The organism is Mesorhizobium sp. M7A.F.Ca.ET.027.02.1.1 (assembly GCF_004022985.1).
Classification (GTDB): Bacteria; Pseudomonadota; Alphaproteobacteria; order Rhizobiales; family Rhizobiaceae; genus Mesorhizobium.
Genome location: NZ_RZOL01000419.1, coordinates 1 through 5,228, shown reverse-complemented (window position 1 = coordinate 5,228; position 5,228 = coordinate 1). Strand labels below are relative to the sequence as shown.

The following is a 5,228-nucleotide window of genomic DNA, read 5'->3' as shown; positions in this document are numbered from 1 at the left end:
CCGGTCTCGTCGAGGCGATCGGAAAGTCGGTCTCGGGTTTTGCCATCGGCGATCGTGTCACCGGCGACCCCAACATCGCCTGCGGGCGCTGCGCGCGTTGTCACGCGGGACAAATCAATCTCTGCAGCAATCTGCGCGCCATCGGCATTCATCGCGACGGCGGCTTTGCCGAATACCTTGCCTTGCCGCAGAAGCAGGCTTTCGTCCTGCCTGCGGGCCTCGATCCCATGCACGGCGCGTTCTGCGAGCCGCTCGGCTGTTGCCTGCACGGCGTCGACCTTGCCGGGATCAAACCGGGCAGCTCGGTGGTCGTGCTTGGCGGCGGCGTGATCGGCCTGCTCACCGTGCAGCTGGCAAGATTGGCGGGAGCCACGACCATCATCCTGTCGACCAGGCAAGCCTCGCGGCGCGCCCTCGCCGAGGACCTCGGCGCGACAATGACTATCGATCCAACCACCGCCGATGTCATCGATGCCATCGCCGGACCGGTGGGGCTGGTGCCAGGCGGTGTCGACGTCGTCTTCGAATGTGCGGGCGTGCGAGAGACCGTCGAGCAGTCGATGCGGCTGGCCCGCGCCGGTGGCACGGTCGTCATCGTCGGCGTGACGCCGCAAGGCGTGAAAGCTGAATTCGAGCCGTTCGACCTGCTGTTCCGGGAACTGAAGGTGCTCGGTTCCTTCCTCAATCCCTACACCCATCGCCGTGCCGCCGAACTCATTGCTTCCGGCACGATCGAGATCGCTAGGCTGATCTCCAGGCAGGTCTCGCTTGAAGAAGCGCCAGCGGTGATCGCCAATCCGCCGGCGCCCGGCGAGGTCAAGGTTCTGGTGGTGCCGCGCCGAGGCTGAACCGCCGGTTTCGCCTCCGGTATATACAGAAAAGCTCCCTGAGCGGGTTCCGCCCAGAGAGCTTTTGAGCAGAAGTCCGGCCGACTACAGCTTGCCGTTGCGCTGCTGGACCATCATGAAGGTGTCGTAATTGTATTCGGCCACCTGCGCCCAGAGATAATGCTCCTTGCGGAAGCCCTTGATCGATTCCCAGATCTTCTTGAACGGGGCGTTGGAGGCTTCCATTTCGGTATAGACCTCGTTGGCCTTTTCGAAGCAGGCGGCCATGATCTCCTGGCTGAACGGGCGCAGTTTCGCGCCGCCGGCTACCAGTCGCTTCACCGCCGCAGGGTTCAGATAATCGTATTTCTGCAGCATGTTGGCGTCGGCCGCCTGCGCGGCAGTGTGCAGCAGCGACTTGTACGTCGGCGAAAGTTCTTCGTACTTCGCCTTGTTGAACATCAGGTGGACGGTCGGGCCGCCCTCCCACCAGCCGGGATAGTAATAATAGGGCGCGACCTTATAGAAGCCGAGCTTCTCGTCGTCATAGGGACCAACCCATTCGGCCGCGTCGATGGTGCCTTTCTCCAGCGCGGGATAGATATCACCGCCGGCGATCTGCTGCGGCACGACGCCGAGCTTCTGCACCACCTTGCCGGCAAAACCGCCGATTCGCATCTTGAGGCCGGAAAGGTCGGCCACCGTGTTGATTTCCTTGCGGAACCAGCCGCCCATCTGGACGCCGGTGTTGCCGCCCGGCAGGCCGAAAAGGCCCTGCGTGGCGAGAAACTCGTTAAACAGGTCGATGCCGCCGCCATGGTAATGCCAGGCATTCATGCCGCGTGCGTTGAGCGAAAAGGGAACCGCCGCACCCAGCGCCCATGTCGGGTCCTTGCCCCAGTAATAATATGCCACCGTATGACAGGCCTCGACCGTGCCGGCCGTGGTGGCGTCTGCGGCCTGCAGGCCTGGCACCAGCTCTCCGGCGGCGAAGACCTGGATCTGGAAGTTACCGTCGGTGGCTTCCGACAGCATCTTGGAGAACACCTCGGCACCGCCATAGATGGTGTCGAGCGACTTCGGGAAGGACGACGCCAGCCGCCATGTCACCTTGGGATTGGACTGGGCTATTGCGGGCGCCGCCAGCGTGGCCGCCGCCGCGGCGGCACCGACGCCGGTGACACCGGCCTTGCGAATGAATGAACGACGATCCATGAAGTTCCTCCCTTTTGGATCAACAGGCCGACGTCAGGAAATCCTCGGTTTCCGTGTCGGTTCGTTCGAGACAATACACGGGCAAGAAGTCGAGTCCAGCACGGCGGCCCGATTTGACGGCGAAGCCCGGCTGCCCTGCAACTATAGTCTAACAGGCCGTTTCGTGGCCCATGCGACACGCCGAAACTTGGCATGGAAAAACAACCGGGGATCGCCTATTTTAGCGGCAGGTATCCCTTGCCCAGATGGAACACAGAGCAAAATGCATCAGCCGCTCGTCGCCATATCGACCGACGTCCGTCAGTTCGACAACTACACTTGGCACGCCGCCCCGCAGCAATATCTGGAAGCGGCGATCACCGGCGCCGGCGTGTTCCCGCTGTTGGTGCCGTCATTTGGCGACCGGCTCGACTTCGACGAGCTCCTGTCGTCGGTGGACGGCGTCATGGTCACCGGCTCGAAATCCAATGTGCATCCCTCGCTCTATGGCGGCGACGCCAGCGAAGCCAATGGCCCTTATGATCCGGCGCGCGACGCCACGACGCTGCCGCTGATCCGCCGGGCGATCGAACGCGGCGTGCCGCTGCTCGCCATCTGCCGCGGCATCCAGGAATTGAACGTGGCGCTGGGCGGCACGCTCGGCACCGAGATCCAGGAGCGCGAGGGCTCGCTCGACCACCGCGCGCCGGTGAGCGACAAGCAGGACGAACGCTTCGCCATCCACCAGACCATTTCCATCAAACCTGACAGTTGCCTGGCCGGTGTGTTCGGTGCCGGCGACATCAAGGTCAATTCGTTGCACCGCCAAGCCATCGACCGGCTCGGCTCGAAGCTGCAGGTCGAGGCCGTCGCCACCGACGGCACGGTCGAGGCGGTTTCGGTGCGCGACGCCCGCGCCTTCGCCGTCGGCGTGCAATGGCACCCGGAATACTGGGTCAAGTCGGACAGCAATTCGGTGAAGATATTCCGGGCCTTCGGCGATGCGGTCAGGGGCCACGCCCTGATCCGCCAGGCAGCGCGTACGGCGGCAGAGTAAACGACCGGGTCCGCCCCCTGGCGCGAACCCGCGATCAGAACTTATAGCTGACGCCGAAGCGTACGGTTTGAGTCGTCACGTCGGTTGGGTAAAGCCAGGAACTGTCGGTCGCTGGATTGTCGGAGAACGTGCCAAAATCGCTGTAGCGATACTCGACCCGCGTCGTCCAGTTTTGCGCGAAGGCATATTCGATACCAGCGCCCACAGTCCAACCTGCCTTTGTGTTGGACGAGCTATCCGTCGTGGTGCCGTCGTCATATTTGGTATCGAAGTGAGCGACTGCGAGACCGCCCGTACCGTACAGGAGAGCCGGTCCCACCGCATAGCCAAGACGTGCGCGCAACGAGCCCTGAACGTCGATTTTGGTTTTGATATTGCCCGCATACGCGGAATCCACGGAGCCGCCCGCTCCCGAGGCTTCGAGATCGGCCTCGACGCCAAGAACGATCGAATTGAAGGCCTGATTGTAGCCGGCGTGGATACCTCCAATCACTCCGTCGGACTTCCACGAGTCAGCCCAATCGGAACTGCCGTCGTCGATATTGACGTCGTGGCTATCGACGTGCCCCCAATTGTATCCAAGCTGCGCGCCCACATAGTAGCCACTCCATTCGTAAGCCACCGGAGCTTCGACAAGCGCGTCGGCAGCGAAAGCGCCACCCGAAAGGGCGACAAGCATGGTGGATGCGAGAAGGATGGATTTCACGTTAGGCCCCCAATTGAATGGTGCATAACGATCTATCTTCGTTTGTATCGCAAGATGCTAAAATAGCGTGGAACTTCTTTTCGCAATCGGCGTGGCAGAACGGCCACTATGATTGGCTGGCTAAACCGCCATGGCGGTGCGATACCTGCCCTTTGTAGCGGCAGAATAGGCCGCTGGGCATTAATAGCTATTCAGCGACAGCAACGGTAGCGCCGGGGCATAAGATTCGTAGCCGTCGCCATCGGCAGCCGCGAAGGTGACGATCGGATCGACGCCGTTGGCGCTGAAGGCGACCGTGCCGTCGTTTTGCTCGCGCCAGAACTTCGCCTGCTCTATGCCGGGCAAGAGCCGGCGGCATTTCGGAGCAACGGTGACCAGCGACAAACCGTCCGAAATTTCGGCCCCGCGGCTGACTGCACAGACCGCCTCATCGCCATTGGCGACCAGCCTGTAGCTGTTGGACGGGGCGGCCTCGTTGGCCACGCTTTCTCGGCTGCCGCCATGAAACAGCTGAATGCCGCCAAACAGCGCTGCGGCAGCGATCAATGCGGAAAGTGCTTTCATCATTTTTCATCCACGTACACGGACAGGTTGAACAATGATTCCAAATGGTTAAGCTGACGTTAATAAATGTGGCGGCCACCGATCAGTTTCTAGCCTTGACTTCTGCTGTCTCGGGGACCGGCGTCAACGGCCGACGCTCGGTGAACCAGGACACCAGATTGTCGACGCACAGATCCGCCATGGCGCGGCGGGTGTGGTCCGAGGCCGAGCCGACATGCGGCAGCAGCGAGGTGTTGGGCGCGTTGAGCAGCGCCTTGGGCACGTTCGGTTCGTCGGCAAAGACGTCGAGGCCGGCGGCGGCGATGGTGCCGGTGACAAGGGCTGCCGCAAGCGCTGCTTCGTCGACAGTGCTGCCACGGCCGATGTTGACGAAGACGCCGTTGGCGCCAAGTGCCGACAGGATTTCGGCATTGACCGCCTTCTCCGTCGAGGCGCCCCCCGGCGCGACCGAAATCAGCGTATCGACGGCTTCTGCAAGCCCTTTCAGGGTCGCATGATACTGGTAGGAAAGACCTTCGACACGGCGCCGGTTGTGGTAGGCGACCGGCAAGCCAAAAGCTTCCAGACGCCGGGCGATGGCCTGCCCGATGCGGCCCATGCCGAAAATACCCACACTGCGCCCGCGCAAGGTCAGCCGGCTCAGCGGATAGTTGCCGTTGCGCAGCCAGCTGCCGTCGCGCAGCCAGGTTTCGGCGCGCGGCAGGTCGCGGATGGTGTTGATCAACAGCCCGATCGTGGTGTCGGCGACCTCCTCGGTCAACACGTCGGGCGTGTTGGTGACCATGATGTTCTTCGCTCGGGCATGGCTGACATCGACCGAATCATAGCCGACGCCGAAGGATGCGATGAGCTCGAGGTTGGGCAATGCATCCATCATCGC

The 5,228-nt window shown here is 62.3% G+C and carries 6 protein-coding genes; 2 read left to right on the top strand and 4 right to left on the bottom strand.

Features of this window, described 5'->3' with window-relative positions; translation table 11 throughout:
- Window positions 1-848: zinc-binding dehydrogenase (locus EN749_RS30170; RefSeq protein ID WP_128364528.1), on the top strand; the 848-nt coding region annotated here is incomplete at its 5' end.
- A gap of 84 nt (window positions 849-932) precedes the next feature.
- On the opposite strand, the gene EN749_RS30165 is transcribed toward EN749_RS30170, so the two are convergent.
- Window positions 933-2,042, bottom strand: a complete 1,110-nt coding sequence (locus tag EN749_RS30165; protein ID WP_013528215.1) for a TRAP transporter substrate-binding protein — start codon at window positions 2,040-2,042, stop codon at window positions 933-935.
- Window positions 2,043-2,304: 262 nt separating this feature from the next.
- Between EN749_RS30165 and EN749_RS30160 the strand changes: the two genes are divergently transcribed.
- On the top strand, window positions 2,305-3,078 hold the full coding sequence (locus tag EN749_RS30160) for a gamma-glutamyl-gamma-aminobutyrate hydrolase family protein (RefSeq protein ID WP_128288571.1): 774 nt from the start codon (window positions 2,305-2,307) through the stop codon (window positions 3,076-3,078).
- A gap of 34 nt (window positions 3,079-3,112) precedes the next feature.
- On the opposite strand, the gene EN749_RS30155 is transcribed toward EN749_RS30160, so the two are convergent.
- From EN749_RS30155 to EN749_RS30145, 3 genes are all read right to left on the bottom strand, one after another.
- Window positions 3,113-3,784 (bottom strand): outer membrane protein, encoded by a 672-nt coding sequence (locus EN749_RS30155; protein ID WP_127396008.1) that lies wholly within the window; start codon window positions 3,782-3,784, stop codon window positions 3,113-3,115.
- A gap of 180 nt (window positions 3,785-3,964) precedes the next feature.
- Window positions 3,965-4,348: a hypothetical protein gene (locus EN749_RS30150; protein ID WP_164873919.1), complete on the bottom strand. Its 384-nt coding sequence runs from the start codon at window positions 4,346-4,348 to the stop codon at window positions 3,965-3,967.
- An 82-nt stretch (window positions 4,349-4,430) separates the two neighbouring features.
- On the bottom strand, window positions 4,431-5,228 hold a 798-nt coding region (locus EN749_RS30145; RefSeq protein WP_145991058.1), incomplete at its 5' end, for a 2-hydroxyacid dehydrogenase.

What these genes read in the sequence shown, in the direction of transcription:
- EN749_RS30160 (WP_128288571.1), top strand. Translation starts at nt 2,305, where the DNA reads ATGCATCAGCCGCTCGTCGCCATATCGACCGACGTCCGTCAGTTCGAC.
- EN749_RS30150 (WP_164873919.1), bottom strand. Translation starts at nt 4,348, where the DNA reads ATGAAAGCACTTTCCGCATTGATCGCTGCCGCAGCGCTGTTTGGCGGC.
- EN749_RS30165 (WP_013528215.1), bottom strand. Translation starts at nt 2,042, where the DNA reads ATGGATCGTCGTTCATTCATTCGCAAGGCCGGTGTCACCGGCGTCGGT.